General features: G+C 45.2%; 3 protein-coding genes. 2 read left to right on the top strand and 1 reads right to left on the bottom strand.

The annotated features are described in order from the left end of the window. Positions 1 to 1,607 (top strand): glucosaminidase domain-containing protein (locus tag H8S18_RS14480; RefSeq protein ID WP_186858983.1); only part of this gene is annotated, 1,607 nt, incomplete at its 5' end. Between the two features lie 71 nt (positions 1,608 to 1,678). On the opposite strand, the gene H8S18_RS14475 is transcribed toward H8S18_RS14480, so the two are convergent. Next, positions 1,679 to 2,251 carry a hypothetical protein gene (locus tag H8S18_RS14475; RefSeq protein WP_186858982.1) on the bottom strand — a complete coding sequence of 191 codons (573 nt, stop codon included), beginning with the start codon at positions 2,249 to 2,251 and terminating at the stop codon, positions 1,679 to 1,681. A 187-nt stretch (positions 2,252 to 2,438) separates the two neighbouring features. Between H8S18_RS14475 and H8S18_RS14470 the strand changes: the two genes are divergently transcribed. Beyond that, the coding region (locus H8S18_RS14470; RefSeq protein WP_186858981.1) for an N-acetylmuramoyl-L-alanine amidase family protein at positions 2,439 to 3,751 on the top strand (1,313 nt) is incomplete at its 3' end.

Raw genomic sequence — 3,751 nt, 5'->3', positions numbered from 1 at the left:
CGACGATTGGGAGCATTGGATTCGAATCGGACGGAAAGAGCGTGACGAAGGTATACCAGAATAAATTTACGGTGCGCGCGTTCAGCGTAGCGGACGCGGAAACGTCAGTGGAATCAGTGAAGATCAACATCTGGCGGATCGATGGCAAAAAACATTGGGAGTTCAATGCGGTCAGAGAGAACGCGACGACGTGGGCGCAGTATGTTGGCGTAGATGGGCCGGGAATGTACAATATCGATGTGTCAGCAACAGATAAAGAGGGGAATGTCAGCGAAAAAATTTATAAAGGAATTACGGTACTGAAGTCTACAAATCACCCGATTATGGGTACGCAGGACGCCACACGCGGGCAAATGATTAATTACCTTAATTCGAAATTAAAGATAACGGTGGCAGAGTTCCAGACGCGCTATAAAATGACGGTAGCGCAGTTTGTCGATCTCTATATTGAAGAAGCGAATGAAGAAGGCGTCAAGGCGGACGTTGCATTTATCCAGATGTGCCATGAAACCGGCTATTTGAAATATGGCGGAGACGTGCAATGGACACAGTATAATTTTGCGGGGATCGGGGCAACCGGCAACGGGAATCCCGGCAACAGTTTTACAGACGTACGAACCGGAATTAGGGCGCAAATACAGCATTTAAAAGCGTATGCGTGCACTGATCCACTGAAAAACGCCTGTGTCGATCCGCGGTTCCATTATGTAACGCGCGGTTGTGCGCCAACAATTGAAAAACTTACGGGGACGTGGGCGGCCGATTCAAGCTACGCAGACAAAATCATTGCTATGTTGGACGATATGATTAAAACGAGCTCTGCGTCTGCTACAGCCTTGATGGAACTATCGGGGGATGAACAATTCATAGAAGAACCGACGGAAGAGCAGGAAACGGCGCCCAATCCGAGTCAGGAGTCAGAGCCGGAGCAGACGCAGGAACCAGAACCAACCCCTGAGCCGGAAGTAACGGCAGAACAGGATGATACGCCGGAATTGATGGGGGAGACAGAAATCACACAGGGACAGGCAAATGCATATCTTGTGCAGGAAGGAATTGATATAGCCGGGATATATGGGGTTTCCAATGAAGAATTTGTGAAGGTTTATTGGACGGAAGCGGAACGGGAAGGAGTAAATGCAGGAATTGCTTTTGCTCAGATGTTTACAGAAACAGGTGGAATGCGTTTTGGAGGGAAGCTGGCCGCTGCACAAAACAATCCGGGAGGCATTCAAACGGAGGATGGCACTCCATATGTGTTTGAGACAATAAATGAAGGAATTTGCGCCCACATCCAGCATATCAAATGCTATGCGTCCGCTAACGCTCCCCAGGGCAGCATTTGTGATCCGGAATGGAACGAAGCCGATCGAGGAATATACCGTACCATGAAAGCATGGGCGGATGGCAATGGAGAATATTTGCAGCTCTGGAAGGATATATACAACGCTTTGCAAAAGACGCAAGCGGCGGCGGAAGAAACCCAGCAGCCGGAACCGGAGATGCAGGCAAGCGGCCCGGATGACGATGAAGAATTCCAAACGGTGCAGGAAATGGAAGAAACAGGAGAAACAGAACCGGAAATAATGATGGAACCGGCGGCATAACAAAATAAGCGAAAATAAAAACAAAAGGATCTCCGGCACCGGAGATCCTTTTGTCAAATAATTATCATTTTTTATTGCGGTTGATAAGGAGTGTCTTTCCGTTGAACCATATGACCGGTAATAAAATCTTCGCCTGCGATACTGAAATAGATGGCATTGACGCCATCAATATTATTCAGATAAATATTTGAAATGGCGTTGAGCATAGCTACCTCTTCAGAAGCACCAAGGGCAGAATCAGCAATTGTGGTCTTAAAATCAATCTTGATACTGTCACCTTCCATAACGATGGAATTTGGATCCATGGGAGTTTCCTCAAGAGGTTTTCCGAATAGGTTTTCGGCGACGAGTTCCAACCCTTTTTTTAAACCTGCGTTTTCATCGACCGTAACGCTTTCCACCTGATTGGAATTACTGACTGCGTCATAATACTCATATTCAATTTTATTTTCCTTATACTCGACAGGAGCATTTGTTGCCGAAGCAGGCGGGGAAGATTCGGCAACGGACGAAGAAACCGCCGCCTCTGGAGAATGCGGGTTGGTTTGGGTGGTTTTTGATGGAAACAAAACAATACATAATATGGCGGCGCAGATACCAACGATTACAATCACTGGGATAATGAATTTTTTATTTTTTGACATTAGGAACCTCTTTCTTATGTATGGTCTATCCGTATTATAGTAAAAGATCACTTTTTTTGCAAAGCATGATGCAAAGATATTACAAGTTGTTAACATCTGCAAGATTGAATTAAAATTTTTTTTATATTATACTTTATACAATATCAAATTTTATGATGTGAAATCATAAACGGACAGGGGCATTTGGATGGAGAGCAAAATTAATTTTCGCAGAAGCATCACATGGATACTTATCGTATTAATGAATTTTACTTTATTGTGGACAGTACTGCTTGCTGTCCCCCAAACAGCAGAGGCTGCGGGAAGCAATGGAATTATTTTTATTAATCCGGGGCATTCTCCATCGGCTACGCCTTCCGGAACCAGCGGCGTGAATGCAAACGGAAAGAAGGTAACGGAAGATTATATGAACGAATGGACCGCTATTCTCCTTGGAGAAAAGCTTCGTTCGATGGGTTACACAGTATATCTTACCAACAAGACGACACTTTCAACGGACCTTCCGGCAGTTTTGACAAACGCCCCCAATCCCAAAAATGATTTTAAAGGAACCCAATACCAGTTTTGTGACAGCGGATCAGTGAAGGGGGAGCTTGTTCCGGCTTGCAATAATCCCTCCAGTATTAATCCCAACGTCACAGTAAAACCAGATTTAATTATTTCGCTTCACCGCGACTCCAATACGAACTCATCAGTACGTGGAATTACAACGTATTATTCAAAATATTCTGCGGAAGGAAGAAGCGCAGAAACAATTAACCGCTCTGCATATATGGCAAACGTGCTTTCTTCGCAATTTTCATCCGGTTTATCAGGGTATTTTCCGAACCGTGGAGTTTCGACTACGGAGATCAATTCTATTTTGAAATATACGACGGCTCCATCCATTTTGATTGAAGGCGGATATATGAGCAATGCAACAGATCTGGCAAATATGCAAAAGCAGGCGTGCCAGAATGCGTTGGTGAACTGTATTGCCAATGCGGTTAATCAATTTTCGGAGAAATATCAGCTAAAGGACAGTGAAGCACCGGAAATTGGAAGCATCAGCATAGATAACGGATCGGATATAGCGTACAACTCGACGGTATATAAGAATAATTTTACAGTGCGTTTGAGCGGAGTAAAAGATAACGTAGGCGTTAAGTATGTAGAATTCAATATTTGGCGGCTGGACGGAAAAAAGCACTGGACGTACAGGGCAGTGCAGGAGAATCCTACAACGTGGGCGCAGTGGTGTTATGTGGACGGGCCCGGGCAGTATAACATCGATGCGATTGCGGTGGATTATAACGGAAATGAAAGCGAACGCATCTATAAAACGATCAGTATGGTGGAAGATACGACAGCGCCGGCGGTGGGCGCGGTAGAGTTCGAATCGAGCGGCCAGTATGTGACAGAAACGTATCAGACCCAGTTTACGGCCCGGGTATGGAATGTAAAGGATGCGGTGGGCGAACTTGACCGGGTGCAATTTACAGTAAAGGATGAAAGCGGAAA

The organism is Christensenella tenuis, from assembly GCF_014287795.1.
In the GTDB taxonomy this organism is placed as follows: Bacteria; Bacillota; Clostridia; order Christensenellales; family Christensenellaceae; genus Christensenella; species Christensenella tenuis.
Note: the sequence above shows the minus strand (reverse complement) of the source record. Positions and strands in the feature narration are given on the sequence as shown.